Raw genomic sequence first — 17,758 nt, 5'->3', positions numbered from 1 at the left:
ATAATTTCGGATGGATCCACAGTTTCAATCCCGATATTCTCTCAAATTCCACCGCCGATTTTAGTTCCGTGGAACAATGGCAAAATAACGGTTCTGTTCGCATCGTTTGCGAAAGAGCCGTTATTCGTTTTTTTTCGTATTTCTCGAAATAGATAGGCAACTTACCGTGAAAGATATCCACCATTGATACAATCATATCAAATCATTATTAAGTTAACGATTCTTAAGCATTTCTGCCCTTTAGCATAATACCTTCTCGTAACATTCCCGTATTTACGACGTCCCACAGACTTAAGGCTTATATGTATTATTTACTAATTGCCGGGCAGTTGGATGCCACGCCAGTCGCTTACATCGCATTGGCCATATTCATTATCACCCACAGCAACCACCGTTCCGTCCGATTTAAGTCCGAGAGTATGAGCGCAACCCGCGGCTACCGCCACAATATCGCGCCAGCCGCTTACATTACATTGGCCATGCTCATTCCAACCCACAGCCGCCACCGTACCATCCGATTTAAGCCCGATTGTATGATTACTACCCACCGCTATCGCCACCATATCGCGCCAATCGCTTACATTGCATTGGTCATGCTTATTCCAACCCACAGCCGCCACTGTGCCGTCAGATGTAAGGCCGACGGTATGAAGGTAACCCGCCGCTGCCGCCACTATGTCGCGCCAGTCGCTTACATTACATTGGCCATACCGATTATTACCCACAACCGTCACCGTTCCGTCCAATTTAAGCCCGACGGTATGCCAGTCACCCGCCGCTACCGCCACCATATCATGCCAGCTGCTTACATTACATTGGCCTTCATTATTTCGACCCACAGCGACCACCGTGCCATCCGATTTAAGCCCGACGGTACGACGCCAACCCGCCGCGACCGCTACAATATCGCACCAGTCGTTTACATCGCATTGGTCATGCTTATTCCAACCCACAGCCGCCACCGTGCCGTCAGATGTAAGCCCGATTGTATGAGCATTACCCGTGTTCGTTGCCATATGAACATTACCAGCCGCCACCGCCACCATATCGCGCCAGCCGCTTACATCGCATTGGCCATATTTATTATCACCCACAGCCGTCACCGTTCCGTCCGATTTAAGACCAACGGTATGACGACGACCCGCCGCTATGGTATCTTTAGGCCACCGTTTCACCTTTAACGCCGCTTCAATCGGTGAAGTGTAATCCATGTTTTACCTCCTTGAAAACAAGACCTATTTTATTATCAGGTCATGCTCCTTGCGAACTTCGCAAACACCATTAAACTATGCTGCCCTTTACTTCAACGGAAATAAAAAAGGAACCGCCACAAGCAGCTCCTGCACTCTCGTTTTTCGTTACTTGAATAATTGATGATTCATTTTTATTTTTTATTTATTAGGTCTTCTACTAACACCCCGTTAATCTTCAATCCAGATATATCGCAATCGCGAATATCCATATTTGCTAAATTACAGTTTGTTAATTGACTGTTAGAGAGGTCACAATTAATAAAGCTAATTGGTTTGTAAACACCATTTGGATTGTAATTACCATCGCCTTCCATAGGGAGAACTACATTACGAAATTCAGTACCAAATAAATGAACATGGTCAATAACAGCATGACTAAAATTAGCATTTTTGATTTCTGTACCTGAGAGATTAGCATCCGAAATTCTAAGCTCGGACATATTTACATCGTTTAATGCCATTCCTCTCATATTTGCATTATTAATTTGCGTCTTGGCCATATTAACATTGTCAAAATTTAATTCCTCTGCTTTAACCTTCTGAAACCTCGACCCAGAAATGTCCGCCATTTCAAAATCTAAACGTTCAACTTTTATTTCCATCTTCATCAACCTCCAAATCACTAATATCAAACAATATTCAATACATCTTTGGGAATCCCTTTATTTCCCATATATCTAAAATAACAAGCATGTAACCATCACGCTCTACTACCCGTTAGCTAGCACAATGCGGCAGCCGATCTATGCCAGCAGCCGCGTCTTAGTTGTTTATTGAGCTATAATACAACTCGTTACTTCTCCCAAAGCTCGACCAGTCGACCTTCAGGATCTTCAATCCAAATAAACTTTCCAAATTCACTAATCTCTTTTTTCTTTGCAAGAGGTACACCAATATGTTCAAGATGCTTAATAGTCTCGTTCAGATTATGTACTTGGAAATTTAACATCACTTGTTGTTCAGTTGGAAAATAACTGTCATTCTCGGTAAAGAAAGAAAAGATAGTCTCATTTCCTAATTCGGGTTTTATCACAGTCCCATTCCAATTTTCTATTTCAATCTTCAACACTTCACTGTACCATTTTTTTATAGCTTCAAGATTCTTAGTTCTCCAAAATATTCCTCCGAAACCTTTTATCATCGTATCTAACTCCTGTCTGTCATCAAATTTTTAGTTATCCGATTACATTAGATATTCGAGATTTAAATTTAATTTCCTTTTTCAACTATACTGCCCGTCCGTATTAATCCCGATGGGAGTTTTCGTATACCTCCTTTTCGCTTTAAAGAGAATTCGTCGGGAATGAGATAATGTTTTTATCACCCGATACAAGTCTTCCTACATTCTTGTCGTACACCAACGTTCTATGGGCAGAATTTGCAAAAGCCCTTTTGCACAATAAAAAGCTTCACTTGGATTACAAAAAAGCAACTTTCGCACACATAAATTGTGTAGAAGTTACTTTTTTGATTTTGCGGACTTTTTCAGTGGCATCGGTATGTTGTCCTTGTGGTTTTATTTCCGGTGCTTCCGATCAATATGTTTGTAAAAAATTAGTTTTATCGAATTATTGATATTATTTTCAAGCCTGCCAAATATTTTTCAGCAGCTTTTTTCTCTTCATTATTTCCGGGGATTATTGATAAGCGTATTTGTTTTATAAAGTCTATCAAAGTAATTCCAGAGCTTTCAGTAAGGCGTATTCACTTGATTTGGCGCCTTCTTGAGAATAATGAGCATTCGGAAACGCTGGAGCCAAATGATGATATCCAGGGTATACATGTAATTCAATTAAGACACCGTCAAAGGCTAGTTGTTTTGCAAACATTAAGGCTTCATCTATAAACAAGTCAATGCTACCTATGCTTATATAAGTTGGTGGTAAACCAGCCAACGATTTTGCATACGCAGGCACGTAATACTCGCTTGTCCCCTCTTGACCGGGTTCATGCCCTAATACCGATTTCCAGCCAAAATAATTGCTTCTTCTTGTCCAAACAAACTCGCCAGCATATGGATGCTCTGACGAGATACTCGTACGGTCATCGAGCATTGGGCTGCGCAGTCTTAGATGATGGATGTCGAATTCCTTCTGATCGCGAACGTATAGGGAAAGACCCGCTGCTAATCCGCCACCGGCGCTGCTGCCCGCAAGTGCTACTTTCTGAGTATCTATCGCTAATTCCTCGGCATGTTCAATGCACCATTTCAGGCCTGAATAACAATCCTGCAATTGACTTGGCTGAATATGTTCCGGCGCTAGTCTGTAGTACACAGATACGCAGCAAAAACCATGTTGCGCAGCCAGTGCCGCATTCCCTCGACGATCAACGACCGGACTTCCTAAAACCATTCCCCCACCGTGAATCGAATAATATAACGGCATCTTATTGTACTTGGGTTGGTGGGGTTTAATAATTTCTATGCGAATATCGGGGCCTCCAAAATAACTGGGCACCGCCCTTTCTTCGAATGTGACAGGAAACAGCTGCGTTACATCGATTTGCGGTACCATTTTTGATTGATTTTGCCGTGATTCCATTAGCGTAGTATCAGAAAGATCGCTTGTCGGATATAAATCAATCGCACTAATAATCTCCTGATCAATCAGATGCCTGCTTCTGCTTTTTTGTTCGTTCATAGTTACCGTTTCCCCCGCTTTCTTGATAATTTCCATTCACTTGTTGCTCTCCCTGAAATCGCATGATGATGGGTTCAGTATTCCCCTTTGATTTCAAAAGATACTTTTTCTCTTGCCGCATTGCCTCCTGTTCCGCCTATTCATATTCTAAAGAGCACAATAAGCTATTAAAATGAAAACAATAATTTAGAATCGTTTTCGACATAAAAAACACTGATGAAGAAACTTCATCAGTGTCCTTTGCTACTTATTTCCTGAATAAACAATTTTCTTAATGGTTTCAATGGAGAGAAAATAGTCCTTAGCAAGCTGTTCAATACTGCTATTTTTCTTAAAAGCGTGTCTAATAGCAGCATTTCGGTGATCTAACCACTGTCTTCCACCACTTAAGCTTCCCCAATGATTATATTCCTTCTCCTGCTTAGGAATGTAAATCGTCTCTCCCTGGACATACTGTTGAATCTCTATGATTAGCTTTTCGGGTAATATTTTTTTTGCATTCGTATATTTCAATCCGCTTCACTCCTTATTTTGGAAATAAGGTTGCAAAGCCACAATATTAGAAAAAGCTTATTCAGCGTTAGAAAAAATTTCGCCCCATACAAAGTAACGCTTTTCCAATATTGGCTTTGCATGAGTGAAAGAAGTCACAGACAATCTTAAGAGATTCTCCATCAGTAAAGCACCCCCTTTATTTTTCCAGTATACCATACTTCAAATTAATTCGCCCTGTAATCATGTTGACATGATCATTTGCCCCTTTTTTCATGTTATTGCCCGTTCATCCGATACCTCACGCACAGTCGTCTCCTCTTCCATCTTATCCGCCCGACAGAGAAACGACAAAACGATGTGCAAATCCATCTGTCGGCTTCGCTTGCCGTGTACTGCATCCGTTCTTCATTTACAACATAAAAAGCCCGTCTGAACTCTATCCCGACAGGATGCAGCATTTGTGTTCTTATGTTTGGGTCAACGAGCATAGCTCCCGTTTAGTCAAACACGATCTCCCTGCCTTATTCGTCCGACTCATAAATACCGCATCTCGACGATGGACGGTTGCGTGAACTTTTATTTCCTTGGTGAACATACTTCTGATTTGCTATGGATTTCTCAAAAATTTCAAAATACAGTCAAAAAAATCTCTCAGTAGTCAAACCACTGAGAGAAAATATCAGAACAGTCCTTACACCCTACAAAAACACCATTCATTACTTTCACAGAAAGTGTCATCATAAGTGATATTACCAATCGAAATCAATTATTTAAGAGCAGGCTAATTCCCCTTCCAATGACTCTTCAGTTAATGTGTCGCCTGCGCCGTTCGGTACTCATCCACTCAGGAGTCCAAGTTTGCTCTTTGTCATCGATACGTTTGCCTGGTGGAACAATTGCATCAATAGCATCCAACACATCTGTGCCGAGCCTCATCTGTGAACCGGAAATATAGGCTTTCAATTGCTCTAAAGTGCGTGGTCCCCATAGAGTTGATGTGACGGATGGATGACTTTGGGTAAAAGCTATCGCCATATCCGCTAGTGAAATCCCCGCTTCATTTGCCAGCTGTTGCAACTTTGCAATTATCTTAAACTTATATTCATTTTCAGCTAGTTCAGGATCTAATGTATCCACATATCCTTTTAATGTAGCAGCTCGTGAATCGCTTTGTGCGGCCTGACCAGCCGTGTATTTTCCAGTTAGTAAGCCACCAGATAAGGGACTGTACACAAATAGAGAAAGGTCATATTGTTTAGCTATTTCAGCAAGTTCAAATTCCATTCGTCGATTAATAATAGAATATGGTGTTTGCTCACTTACAAATCGCTGAATATGATATCGATCACTAATGGCTTGTGCTTGAACAATTTGCCAACCCAGGTGATTTGAAGTGCCGATATGATGAATTTTCCCTTCCTTCACCAAATCGTTCAACGTTATTAGAATCTCCTCATAGGCAACAAATTCAAAAGGAAGATGAAGCTGATAAAGGTCTATATAATCGGTTTGCAAACGTAATAGACTTTGTTCAACAGCAGTTCGTATCCAACGACGAGATGCACCACTTTGATTTAATTCATTAGTAGCCTCCGCTCCAAATTTAGAAGCTAATATGACATTCTGCCGCTTGTTCTTAATAGCTTTACCGATAATACGTTCTGATTCCCCCTTTCCGTATCTATTAGATGTATCAATCAGATTGATGCCAAAGTTCAATGCTTCATCAATAATTTTTATGCTCTCTTCTTCGCTTGTCCTAGATCCAAAACTTGATCCGCCTAACGCAAACGCGCTGACTTTAGTACCAGTCCTTCCAAGATATCGATATTCCATCGTTCTCCTCCTTAAATTTATACAGCCCAAAGGTAATGAACTCGTGTTGATTAAGGCTATAGAACCGATTATAATCAAGCATGACGAGAGGGTCAATGAACATAAAAGGCCAAGTGTTGATTAATAGATACATCGACAATAGTGTTGATAATTAAGTACAATATTCATAGTGGGAGGATAACAAATGATCGAAAATAGTACTGATATGAGAGTAATCCGCAGTCGTACGCTAATGGAGAACGCATTGTTGTATATTTTAGAGAAAGAAGGTATTAAAGGGCTGACAGTTAAAAACCTTTGTGAAATAGCGGGAATAAATAGAGGCACCTTTTATTTGCATTATAAAGATATTTTTCATCTGATTGAGGAAACGTCGTTTATTCAAGGATTATTGAGTGTATTCGAACCTATCAATCTTCAAGAGTTGATGCAACATCCTGATCATCAAGGAGCTTATCCTCCAATCACCAAAGCCTTTCAATACTTGCATAAGCATGCTAGTTTTTTTAAAGCACTATTCCATTCGGGAGCTCCAGCAGAATTAAGAGAACGGCTCCAGTATTTAGTAGGCACACGCTTGTATGAAAATCTGAAACCAGATCAAACTTATAATGAAAGCCTGTTTTCTGACTATGTAATTGCTTATCTAGGGAATGCACAGTTTGGAATTATACAACACTGGTTTAAGACTGATCGTGCAATTCCTCCCGAAGATATAGCGAAAATTTTAACCTTATATATACGTAAAACACCGTGTCTTGATCACAAAGTTTGAAATTGAAACTTATTTTGAAAGAACAGAGCAGTTCAACGAAAAGCATGATGGTATTAGGTCATAAACTTTAAGGATATACCGCTAAGCAAGCCCCTCCACTTTCGTTTCTCGTTAGTTAGCTGTAATGCCAGACTTTGATAGACAGTAAGATTTAAGGGGTGTGTACATTGATATACATATTTGCTTGTGTAGAACCATCAATTCCTAATGCCTGAACTTGAATATGATCGTGAAATGTCCGACTACCGAACTCCCATGTGTAAGACCATCCATCAGTCCCATCTATGTCGTAACCAATGAGTTTTCTTTCACTCCCAGTTTCCGTCCCTGTTGGTGCTATCCAAAATAAAACTGTTTCTGTATTTTCAGCCTCTGCATATATAGTCATCGTACTAACGTTTTCTGGAACAACCCACCAATTCGATTCCTCCGTTAAATCCGTATATACTCTCAACAGCTCAGTACGTGTATTAATCTGTTTCGCTTGGTTGATTGAAGTTGATATTGCTTCCTGCTGCGGAGCTTCGACATTAGAACAAGCTGAACAAATCAGCATAACCATTAAAAGACATGCGCCAATTGCTTTGTTTTTCATAAATACCTCCTGTATTGCTATTTTTCATTAGACTGTATATATGCTTATAAAGTTGCAGATTCGAGGAACTAATATAAAGAAAATAAAAAGGCCCTGAGCTTACGGGCCTTTTTGAGCTTTGGTGGCATTTAATTTGTAAACATCTGTACACAAGTGGTTGCTTTGTTCAGATGTTGCCGGGTATTCAAAAAATGGAAAAATGATTAATATAGCTGGGGTAACTTATCCATACCAAATGGCGTGAATGTGCATCTACTATATTAGCTTGTCAATAGGAGGTCAGGGACAAAGGGTTATAAAGGAACTGAACAGATGAAACATATAGTTGAGTTACACTGCTAATTCACGAGAACCTTGATCAATTTTTTTTTGATCACAAAAGCATGAAACTTTCTATTGCAACGAATAAAAACTATACAAACAGAACGTATGGAGATGGTGAGGGATGAATTACAATAAAATAATGATTGTTGCCCATCCGGATGATGAAACGATTTTTGGCGGAACCCAGTTATTACAAGAAAAGGGTTGGTTGGTTATTTGTGTTACAAATGGTGATAATCAGGTGAGGTGCGGCGAGTTTACTAAAGTAATGAAGAAGATTGATGCCCATTTTGAAATATGGAATTACTATGATGAATGGGACGGCGATTTTGATCGGTATAGTTTAAGGAGGGATTTAGCCGCGGTGCTTGCTAGATATCTCGGGTCTATAGAAAAAGTCGTCACCCACAACCCGTCAGGGGAATACGGTCACGCGCAGCATAAGGCTTTATCCCAAATCGTTCATAGCCTGGTAGACAAAAATTTATACGTGTTTGCTCCTTCTGAAGAGAAACTGGAAAAAGCATTATTAAGAAAGAAACAAAAATTGTTAAAATACTATTCAAGTCAAGATTTTCAATGTCTGGAGAAATACATTCAGTTTGAGAGCATTAAGCGAGTACGATGAATTTTAAAATTGTTTTTTAATTATTAGTCCCATCCATGAGAAAATGAACCTATCCTAAATCAAGGGGGTTATCTCAATGGACAAACGTGTCATAGAGCCAGTGAGTTATTGAAGTGGGAGCCACGATGTTAATCGTTGGGAGAGCCACCGCTGGTTTCATTCGGTAAAATGGATGAATGCGTCTGTGAATGCAGTACGCAAATATTCAGCGGGAGGTCACATATGACCCGCCACCTTGCGGTATGCTGGAGACTTTCACTACTTAGTCGATGCACTTCCAAGCGCACAAAAGACCGTCTTTTTAATAAAAAATGGTCTTTTCATTCTTGTACAAATGTTAACTGCTGCTTTCATCACGGTGAGGGTCATGATGATCCTCTATAACGTAAATTTGCAGATACTCCTGCGTGATCAGATGGCCAAAGCCCTGTTTTAGTTCGGTCGTTCTGCCATTCACCAACTAATTCTGCTTCAATAGGTTTCCAGCCGTTTTTAAATAAAATATAGTCGACTCTTTCAGTCAACAAAGAAACTGCATTTAATAGATCAGGACTCTGTTCATGGGTAACCCCTGGTCCTTCACCCACTTTATTCCATGTATCTTTAAAGCCAGCATTAATAAACAGATTATAAGTAGAGCTATTAGGAATGGCGTTCAAATCTCCCGTAATGACTACCGGTAAACTCGTGTTTGCAGGTCCTTGAATAATTTCTTTTGCTTGGGCATTCCGTATGGCTTCAGCAGTTGGATCCAAACGTGTATTAATCATCCTGAAAACTTGTCCATCAATCTTAACATCTATAGAAGACCATCCTCGGAGTATTGTAAAAGGTTGTCCTGCTAAGGATACAGTTAAATTTGTTTGGAAATTAGCTTCCAGCCTTCTTTTTACGTCCAATTTATGGTCTTTACGAATCAGGATTGCATCCCTTTCCAAAAATTTAACTAAATTTCCATTGCTGTCTGGAAGTTCCGCCTGTGCATTATTATTACGAGCCGCAACTTCGTATTTCAAACCTCGTTCCTCTAACGCTTTTAATAATATATTTATAAAGTCATAGGTTACGGTTTTGAAAGTTGGAATAACTAGTTTCACCTGCACCGCTTCTTGCAAACCGATAAGATCAGGTTTTTCCGAAGCGATAGCTTTAGCGATTGCCTCGGCACGATCAGGAAAATTTGTCGCAAGAGATTGCCTAAAGACTTGTGTTACAACTACAGGGATTTGCTGTGGGGACGCAGCAAACAATGGTGCAACATCAAAACCTTGATAAATATTCCACGTTAGAAACGAAACCTTAAGATTACTTTTAGAACTCATTTCCAATTCACTCCATTCTATTAATTTATGAATAATATATGGAATTAATAGAGAATGGAAACGGCAGTTTTACTACTACTTTGATAAATTTTATGTAAATGTGAATATTTCAGTGTCAGAGAGCCACCGCTGCTCAAAATAAGAAAAATAGAAAATAGAATCATTTTATGATAGTAATTCGATTTGATTAACTTCATTCCAGGTTCCTCCATTAAGCCGATAAAATCGACAATTTTATCGTAACGATTTTTGGAGTTACCGTCTATAATCAATACCGGCTTTTTTAAGCACAGCTTGCCGATGAACGAAAAACGGCTCTTTGCCATGGGCTAAGATGAATGGTCATGCCACCATAAAAGACTATGATACATAGTTTAATAATGTTAAAATCATGAAACAGCATACGGGGTTAATGTTATCGGAGGTGACCCATCTATCGAATTCATGATTGTTGATGCAATTCATCAAATCGGTGACTCTTTGAGGCATAAAAAAAGACCAGAATATTAGTTCCAGTCTTTGTTCAAGTGTAATGCCTTTACAGCCAATTATTTTTTTTCATCATCAGAAGAAGCTTTATCTTCTAAAAGATTCTGCGTTCCTTGACGAAATTCTCTAATTGTAGTACCGACAGCCCTGCCAAGCTGGGGAAGCTTAGATGGACCAAACATAACCAATGCCGTAGTAACTATAAGCAAAATGCCTCCAACTCCTATATTCCCAATCATTTTTCCATCCTCCTCTGTTCAAACTAGAATTTAACGAGCATTGCTGTCACATACATCAGAAATATTCCTAAGGCTATACCCATAAAATTGGACCACGAAACAGATGCCATGCGATGTTCAATAGACTCTTTCCAAATCATTCTGGAGATAACCAATATGACTTGTAGAATAGCACCTGCGCCAATTCCAAAGAATAAAGCAGCCAGCGTGTCATTGAACAAAAATCCTCCTGTCCATGTTCCCAGAATCGCCGGTCCACCTGCGATCAGGGCAAGAAATACAAATGTTTTCAAGGTCGGCTTATCCTTGAGCAATGGAGCGGCAATTCCAACCCCTTCAGTGATATTATGAAGTGTAAAGCCGATAATTAAAAATGTGCCCAATGCAGCCTCTCCTGCCGCAAAAGCTGCCCCAATCGCTAATCCCTCGCCAAAATTATGCAAGCCTATGCCGGTTGCCAGCTTATATGAAACGCTGCGTCCTTCCCGCAGTCCACGATCCATTCGTCTTTCGTTCATTTGGTCTACAGCCAGCAGGAACAGCAAGCTCAGCAGTGCCCCGAACCAGACAAGACCACTTCCCTGAAACATACCGGGACTTTTTGCAGCAAGTTCAAACCCTTCTTCGAATGTATCTACAACAAGAAAAACTAATAATCCAACCGTAAAAGCTAATACCGCTTGCGTCCCTCTAACCGAAAACCTCCTCATGAAAGGATACCATAGAAGCCCCAATCCAACTGGGATGATGCCCACGTAAAAACCAATTAAAGCATACTGGGAAAAACGTTTCGAGTCAGGCTCTGGAGTTGGTGCACCAACAGCAACTTCTCCAATAAAAATCAATCCTTTAGTAGTAATAAACTTGATTTGATGAGGGTCTCCATAAACCCAGGGATACGGTATGGTTATCGTGCCTCTGCCAAAACGATCCAAGGTAGGCCCTGGTTCATAGGAAGCGTTCCAAAAAGAGTCATCAACGATCGTCTGTGCAATGGTTAGGGCTTCCGGACCGGAGTTAAGTACCGTAACTACGAATCCATCTGTATTCATTTTAATCCGTTCCACATTCAATTGTTCGATTGGCGCTGCTGCTTCTCCTTCTATTCCCGTTCCCACTTTAGCAACAAAACCAACAATTGCTGCCAACAGGATAAGCGGTAATAGCCCCAATACAATTGTTTTAAAACTCCATCCACCACCCATTCGAGAACCTTGGGTATGAGTTTCAACAGGATTCATATCGTTGTCCTCCTTCCACTATTCAGCTAAGAAAAAGCCCATCCAACCTAACTCAGCAAATTCACTTTGATGCGCATGAAACATATAACGGCCTGGCTCAGGAAAAGTAATTTCTAAAATCCCGCGTTCCCCTTGACACTGCATGATGGTGTCGGTAAATTGTGGTCGCGCTTCCGGATCTGCACCTGTAGCATAATAATTAAAGTAATTCGCATGTAAATGAAAAGAATTGATCAAATCAAACTCTGTAAGATTGCTTAAATAAATACGGACTAATTCCCCTGCCTTTACCCGGATGGGCTCCTGTTGGTAGGCAAATGCATACCCATTTACTGTGTATATCTCGTTCTCACCATCCAAATCCAGATCATAGCCGTTCATAACCATATTAAACTCTTTAGCAGCTATTCGCGGTTTCTTCGGGTCGATAATGAAATTACCGTATAACCCTTTATGGATGTGCCTACGTAGGGGTGCGACATGGCAATGATAAACTTGCATACCTGCCGGTTTTGCTGCGAACTCATATACAAAGGTCTCACCAGGCATTACGGACTCCAATCCATCCATACTTGTTGGGTGGATACCATGGAAATGTATGGAGTGCGGGTGCGTGGAGTTGTTGTAAAATTTTACGCGAACGATATCACCCTCTGTGCACCTTAGCGTTGGGCCTGGTATCGTTCCATTATAAGTCCAACCCGGAAACTTGATGCCCTTAGCAATTTCTACTTCTTGCTCGACTGCAACCATTTCATAATCGCGAATCGTTTTTCCATCAACAGATGTGCTCACCTTGCCATAATCAAAAGAAGTAAGGGCATTTCTTGCAGCTATAAGTCCTTCTGTTACTTCTGTTCCAGGATCGTACCCGTGCTTCATTCCCTTATGCAGTTGCGAATTCGGTGAATTGGGCAATAAATGATTCTCATGCGTGCCCGTTGCCAATGCCGATTTCGCAGCCCAGAAGTTTGGTGAAAGCCACGTAGATCCAATAAAAGCAGCAGCACCAGCCACTCCAGCTTTGACAATCGCCCTTCTGGACCAATTTTTACTATCCTTCATCATGGACCCTCCATCCCAAGTTAGGCAGCCTATTCACAGATAAATAAGTTTATGCCAGCACCAATACTTTTAGTCTAATGCCATTTTGTTTCCCTTAGGAAACTTATATAAATAACTATATGCTGTAGTGCGTTTTTTGTAAATACTTTTTTTGATCTTTAACAAAAAAATTAAAGTGGGATATCGTAGAGCCGAATCCGTTTATGCTCCTGCTGAAAAGTATGGTTTAAGACATACATTAATCTGCAAAGTAAGTATGGTATACTAAAGATGACGTTTACAAAATATTAATATGTTAAGTGTGGTGTTATAATATGGGAGAACTGCAAGTCGCAGTTCAAAATGTTGGATGGAATGCTGCAAAACGGCTCCCCTTCATCTTATTGTCGTTTTGGGTAGTGTTCCTGGTGGAACTAATGAGCAGAGGTCAATGGGGAGAATCTTTGGAGTGGTCGCTTCGTGCCATACCAGAGCTATTACTCAATATCATTGTGGTGCTGGGTTTGTTATTACTGGCAACAGCGGCAACAGGGAAAGTCCATCTCTCGTTTTGGTTGGTCAGTACGGTTTGTTTAGTTTTTGGAACAGTCAGTGGAATCAAATTGGCTATTTTGGGTGTACCCTTCTTGCCATGGGATTTGTTACTAACCAATGAAACCAAAGACATGGCACCCTATGTGGCTGGCTTTCTTAACTTCACGGTAGTATCAGGTTTAGTCTCATTTATCACCATCAACGTTCTACTGCTTTACAAGCTGCCATGGTTTGCTCTTACAGTAAATTGGAAACACCGCTCAATCATGGGAATCGCTTCACTCTTCCTACTAGCATCCATTTATACTGACGAATACATATCAATAAAGAAATTGGCTAACGTCCAAAATTTGGCCTGGGATCAGGCAGAAAATGTCCGTGCCAATGGCTTTCTCCTATCGACGGTTATGAACTTGAAGTTCCTTTTCCTTAACAAGCCTGATGGTTATGACGGCGAATCTATTCGTACTGTCATGTCTTCAATCCTCCCGGCCGTTCCAGTAGCAGGGGAAATTAAACCAAACATTATAATCGTATTGAGCGAGTCATTCTGGGATGCGACACAAGTCAAGGGTATCTCATTTAGCCGAGACCCACTCCCTTTCTATCATGAATTGATTCAAACTTACAGCAGCGGCACATTGTTAAGCCCCCAATTCGGTGGCGGTACGGCAAATGTTGAATTTGAAGTGCTCACGGGGAACACAATGCGCTTCTTGCCACAAGGCTCGATTCCTTACAACCAATATGTGAATAAGGATATTGATTCGTTAGGCAGTATTTTGACACGTCAAGGTTATATGGCAACAGCGATCAGCCCCTTTCACAGCTGGTTTTATAACAGCAAAAAGGTGTATGAAAACTTTGGATTTGCCAAGTATATTCCGATGGAATTTTTCAAACCCGATTATGAGGGGCCCTACTTAGCAGACCGGGAGGTGGCTAACCAAATCATAGAATCTAGTACTACTAGTGAAGGTCCCGATTTTATATTTGCAAATACCATGCAGAACCATTACCACTATTACCCTGGCAAGTTCAAAGAAAATACTATTGAAGTTACTGGAGTTACTGGAGAATCCAAAGGATTACTTGAAACCTATGCCCAAGGCCTTCTCGGTGTGGACGATATGCTGAAACGTTTAGTGACGCATTATGAAAAGCTCGATGAGCCGACAATTCTTGTGTTTTTCGGAGATCATCAGCCCAGCTTGGGCCAAGATTATAAAGCTTATAAGGACATCGGTTACTTGAAAGAAAACGACCCTGATTTTCTTGAGAAGATGTACCGTGTCCCCGTGCTGGTTTGGAATAATTACTTGCCTAAGGAAAAGACAGTCCTTAATATGAGCCCTTCGTTTCTCGGAGCCTACATTTTGAATTTATCACAAAGGACTGGCAACTACTTCACTGATTATTTATACCAATTGTCGCAGTACTTACCGATAATCCCTCCTGAAAATCACTATGCAGAAATGAAAATCAGCAAAGATAATTTGAAAGTATATGAAAAGTTACAATATGATATCCTATTTGGGGACCAACATGGATATAGCGACATGAAACAAAAGATTAAAAACAATGACTATTTACTTGGCTCTGGCCACATGGTAATTGACCAGATTCGAATGGAAGTATTGAATGATGGGAAGTTGCTAAAGGTTGGTGGCAGTAACCTTCCTTATAACAGTATCGTACAGATTAATGGCCAGAAGATGTCTACGAATTGGGTCAGCAAGAATGAACTTATTGTTGAAATACAACCTGATAGCATTATCAAGTATCCATGGAAAGTTGAGATCGTAGTAAAAGATTTTAAAGACAAGATCCTTGCAAAATCAAACGAGTATATTTATTCTCAGGAAATGACCACACACACTGAAGAGTCATTATTTTGATCAAGGCAAGGTGTAACTGTAGGCTAGAGCTATGCATTCAAGCTGGGCCGACAACATCCATATCGGGCATGAATTGCTGGGGGAACATGATGATGGAACCGATGCATGGTACCCTTTGCACATCGGTCCGCAAATAGGGATCCGCAGCAGTCGCAGATCCCTTTTCAATTGATTGAACTATCGTGTCCCGTTGGAGTTTAATGATTGATTTTACTTGAAGCTAAAGCTGATTGGAATAAACGTCTTGTGAATTTTATGACTTTGTTCCGAGGTAGTATACGTGGTAGTTGGGCCATTAAATAATCACTTCGCCCAACTATTATGCTGCTACGATCTTTTTCCACCGCCTTAAATGCCGCGTTCACAACATCAATTGGCTCCATGCGCTTACTTTTCAAATTCTCAGAACCGGATGTTACATGAAACAAACTTTTCGTTTCCCCCGAAACAATGCAACGATCTGAATACCACAATCTCTATACTCTGCCCACAATGCTTCAGTAAATGATCAGACGTAAGCTTTCGTAGCGCTATACACAGCCATGTACGGTACTGGCTGAAATGCTTACTTTTTCAGATGAATTCGCATTTGTAAGATCAATCGAAAGAGGTGCGCCATTGATTGAACAAGCTGATGAAGCACCAGTTACTAAAACAATTTTCTTGGAATAATCCATAAAAACACCCTCCGATATTTAACGATCAAACGTTTAAGTATTTAATCATTATGACTGAAAAAAGAGACTTTCTCCAAAGTTACAAGAAAGACATAGGTACTATTCAAGCACTTTAGCAGGGTCATTTATTATGCTTTCGGCAGCATGAACGATTGTTTTAAGTTGCTGAATAACCGAGTCTCCAAACGTAAGGCTGTAGTAAACTTCCGTCTTTACCTTAGCTGAACTTAAAATACCTGCTTCCTTAAGAATTTTCAAATGATGCGATATTGCTGGTCTGGACAAATGAGATTGCTCCACAACTTGTGCAACATTCATTCGTTTAGCTGGCATGAACATCATTAAAATATCTTGCCTAACAGGGTCTGCCATCGCTTTAAAAATATTTGTGGATCGACGAATCTCATTCAAAAGAGCATTCTTCTTCTCCAACAAATCGCTTTGTGCAACTAGATCGAGTTGATCATTTCCCAAACCTCCACCTCCATTAAATCAAATGATTAAATGTTTAATCATTTGTTATATTGTAACCAGTTATCCTTTTAAAAAGCAAGATCTCTAGGGGGAGTGTCTTTCAAACTAGTTTCATAATCATAATACGGAGTTAACAACATTTTGTGTATATGCTTGGGGTGACACTCACCTTTATGACAGTACCTGTACTAAAAGTGCATACTTACATATTCGTAGTGCAATCTATATACTCAAAAAAAGGAACTAAATAAGAACTAAGGAGGACTAATCTTTGAAAACTCTTGTTGTCGTGACACACCCAAGCATAGAAACATCCGTAATTAATAAGCGATGGGTAGAAGAACTCAAAAAATATCCTGAAAAGTATACGGTTCACGAATTGCATAAGGCTTACCCTGATGGAAGCATAGACGTGAAAAAAGAACAAAAATTGGTTGAATCACATGGTAATCTTGTTTTGCAGTTCCCTATATATTGGTTTAATTGTCCGCCTCTCCTTAAAAAATGGCTGACGATGTTTTGACTTATGGGTGGGCTTATGGTTCAAATGGAGGCGATAAATTAAAGAATCGCAAAGCTGCTTTAGCTGTATCTGCTGGAATTAAAAAAGAAGATTATAAAGTGCTTCCAAATCGCAATGAAAACGGGATCCGCAGCAGTCGCAGATCCCGTTTCAATTGATTGAACTATCGTTCTCCGCTTGGACATTTTATGCGTTCATTCCAAGCCCAGCCGGTTCATCCTCCAGCACCGCAACGGCTCGAACCGGGGACCCGTCGCCACAGACGATGCGCAGAGGAAATCCGTAAAACATAAAGTCAACTCCGCTGGGAAGACGATCCAAGCCCTGTAGCCCCGTATACGTCACAATTCCGATACCTAACAACGCCCGCTCAAGCTCTTCAGACAGTTCGCCGCCGACGAACGGTGGCCACAGCGTAGCGAGTCGGTCAAAGCATTCTAGACCGACGGATTCTGCAAAAAACAGACCACGGCCTTCCGGCCAAGTCGGGTCTTTGATCCGTACTACGCGCGATGATCCGAAAAACCGCTCCAATGGCAGTTCATCCAATGTCGTGGCTCCGGGGTGCATGTGTGAAGGAGCGTCCACGTGTGTTCCGGTATGGCTACCCATCGAAAGCTGCCGCAGCTCCCAAGTGTGACACTCGTATGTGTGCGTCACTTTGACTTTTACCTCCGGATCACCGGGATAAACGGGCATGCCGTGCGCAATCGGCAACGACAAATCGATCACTCTCACTTAGGTGCCT

At 40.8% G+C, this 17,758-nt stretch carries 17 protein-coding genes and 1 pseudogene; 4 read left to right on the top strand and 14 right to left on the bottom strand.

Translation table 11 applies throughout. The annotated features are described in order from the left end of the window. Positions 1–314 precede the first annotated feature (314 nt). From OB236_RS11850 to OB236_RS11825, 6 genes are all read right to left on the bottom strand, one after another. On the bottom strand, positions 315–1,211 hold the full coding sequence (locus tag OB236_RS11850) for an RCC1 domain-containing protein (protein ID WP_262684188.1): 897 nt from the start codon (positions 1,209–1,211) through the stop codon (positions 315–317). 173 nt (positions 1,212–1,384) lie between these two features. Further along, the gene (locus OB236_RS11845) at positions 1,385–1,855 is read right to left on the bottom strand and encodes a pentapeptide repeat-containing protein (protein ID WP_262684187.1); all 471 of its coding nucleotides are present in this window, start codon (positions 1,853–1,855) and stop codon (positions 1,385–1,387) included. Between the two features lie 191 nt (positions 1,856–2,046). After that, positions 2,047–2,394 carry a VOC family protein gene (locus OB236_RS11840; RefSeq protein WP_076238140.1) on the bottom strand — a complete coding sequence of 116 codons (348 nt, stop codon included), beginning with the start codon at positions 2,392–2,394 and terminating at the stop codon, positions 2,047–2,049. A 529-nt stretch (positions 2,395–2,923) separates the two neighbouring features. Continuing rightward, a complete protein-coding gene (locus tag OB236_RS11835) occupies positions 2,924–3,895 on the bottom strand; it encodes an alpha/beta hydrolase (protein WP_262684248.1) in 972 nt (323 codons plus the stop codon). 243 nt (positions 3,896–4,138) lie between these two features. Further along, positions 4,139–4,408 carry a CD3324 family protein gene (locus OB236_RS11830; RefSeq protein ID WP_262684186.1) on the bottom strand — a complete coding sequence of 90 codons (270 nt, stop codon included), beginning with the start codon at positions 4,406–4,408 and terminating at the stop codon, positions 4,139–4,141. A 786-nt stretch (positions 4,409–5,194) separates the two neighbouring features. Further along, positions 5,195–6,226, bottom strand: coding sequence for an aldo/keto reductase (locus OB236_RS11825; RefSeq protein WP_262684185.1), 1,032 nt, complete (start codon positions 6,224–6,226; stop codon positions 5,195–5,197). A 184-nt stretch (positions 6,227–6,410) separates the two neighbouring features. Here OB236_RS11825 and OB236_RS11820 point away from each other — a divergent pair, with 184 nt between their 5' ends. After that, the gene (locus OB236_RS11820; protein ID WP_262684184.1) at positions 6,411–7,001 is read left to right on the top strand and encodes a TetR/AcrR family transcriptional regulator; all 591 of its coding nucleotides are present in this window, start codon (positions 6,411–6,413) and stop codon (positions 6,999–7,001) included. Positions 7,002–7,152: 151 nt separating this feature from the next. On the opposite strand, the gene OB236_RS11815 is transcribed toward OB236_RS11820, so the two are convergent. Further along, positions 7,153–7,596, bottom strand: coding sequence for a hypothetical protein (locus OB236_RS11815; RefSeq protein WP_262684183.1), 444 nt, complete (start codon positions 7,594–7,596; stop codon positions 7,153–7,155). A gap of 445 nt (positions 7,597–8,041) precedes the next feature. Between OB236_RS11815 and OB236_RS11810 the strand changes: the two genes are divergently transcribed. Then, positions 8,042–8,548 carry a PIG-L family deacetylase gene (locus tag OB236_RS11810; RefSeq protein WP_262684182.1) on the top strand — a complete coding sequence of 169 codons (507 nt, stop codon included), beginning with the start codon at positions 8,042–8,044 and terminating at the stop codon, positions 8,546–8,548. Between the two features lie 365 nt (positions 8,549–8,913). Here OB236_RS11810 and OB236_RS11805 read toward each other — a convergent pair whose 3' ends face one another. The 4 genes from OB236_RS11805 to OB236_RS11790 all read right to left on the bottom strand — a co-directional run bounded on the left by OB236_RS11805 (position 8,914) and on the right by OB236_RS11790 (position 12,904). Continuing rightward, a complete protein-coding gene (locus OB236_RS11805; protein ID WP_262684181.1) occupies positions 8,914–9,870 on the bottom strand; it encodes an endonuclease/exonuclease/phosphatase family protein in 957 nt (318 codons plus the stop codon). A 548-nt stretch (positions 9,871–10,418) separates the two neighbouring features. After that, positions 10,419–10,598, bottom strand: coding sequence for a twin-arginine translocase TatA/TatE family subunit (locus OB236_RS11800; protein WP_076238134.1), 180 nt, complete (start codon positions 10,596–10,598; stop codon positions 10,419–10,421). Between the two features lie 23 nt (positions 10,599–10,621). Beyond that, positions 10,622–11,839, bottom strand: a complete 1,218-nt coding sequence (locus tag OB236_RS11795; protein WP_262684180.1) for a ZIP family metal transporter — start codon at positions 11,837–11,839, stop codon at positions 10,622–10,624. 18 nt (positions 11,840–11,857) lie between these two features. Beyond that, entirely contained in the window at positions 11,858–12,904 is a 1,047-nt protein-coding gene (locus tag OB236_RS11790; RefSeq protein WP_262684179.1) for a multicopper oxidase domain-containing protein, read from the bottom strand. A gap of 314 nt (positions 12,905–13,218) precedes the next feature. Here OB236_RS11790 and OB236_RS11785 point away from each other — a divergent pair, with 314 nt between their 5' ends. Continuing rightward, complete coding sequence (locus OB236_RS11785; protein ID WP_262684178.1) at positions 13,219–15,336, top strand: LTA synthase family protein; 2,118 nt, start codon at positions 13,219–13,221, stop codon at positions 15,334–15,336. Positions 15,337–15,866: 530 nt separating this feature from the next. Here OB236_RS11785 and OB236_RS11780 read toward each other — a convergent pair. Both OB236_RS11780 and OB236_RS11775 read right to left on the bottom strand, forming a co-directional pair. Then, a complete protein-coding gene (locus OB236_RS11780; RefSeq protein WP_262684177.1) occupies positions 15,867–16,013 on the bottom strand; it encodes a hypothetical protein in 147 nt (48 codons plus the stop codon). Positions 16,014–16,112: 99 nt separating this feature from the next. Next, a complete protein-coding gene (locus OB236_RS11775) occupies positions 16,113–16,487 on the bottom strand; it encodes an ArsR/SmtB family transcription factor (RefSeq protein ID WP_262684176.1) in 375 nt (124 codons plus the stop codon). Between the two features lie 271 nt (positions 16,488–16,758). Between OB236_RS11775 and OB236_RS11770 the strand changes: the two are divergent. After that, positions 16,759–17,108, top strand: a pseudogene (locus OB236_RS11770) (NAD(P)H-dependent oxidoreductase); the annotation flags it as partial. A gap of 88 nt (positions 17,109–17,196) precedes the next feature. On the opposite strand, the gene OB236_RS11765 reads toward OB236_RS11770, so the two are convergent. Next, a complete protein-coding gene (locus OB236_RS11765) occupies positions 17,197–17,742 on the bottom strand; it encodes a cyclase family protein (protein ID WP_262684247.1) in 546 nt (181 codons plus the stop codon). Between the last annotated feature and the right edge of the window lie 16 nt (positions 17,743–17,758).

The sequence above is a fragment of the Paenibacillus baimaensis genome, from assembly GCF_025567575.1.
Note: the sequence above shows the minus strand (reverse complement) of the source record. Positions and strands in the feature narration are given on the sequence as shown.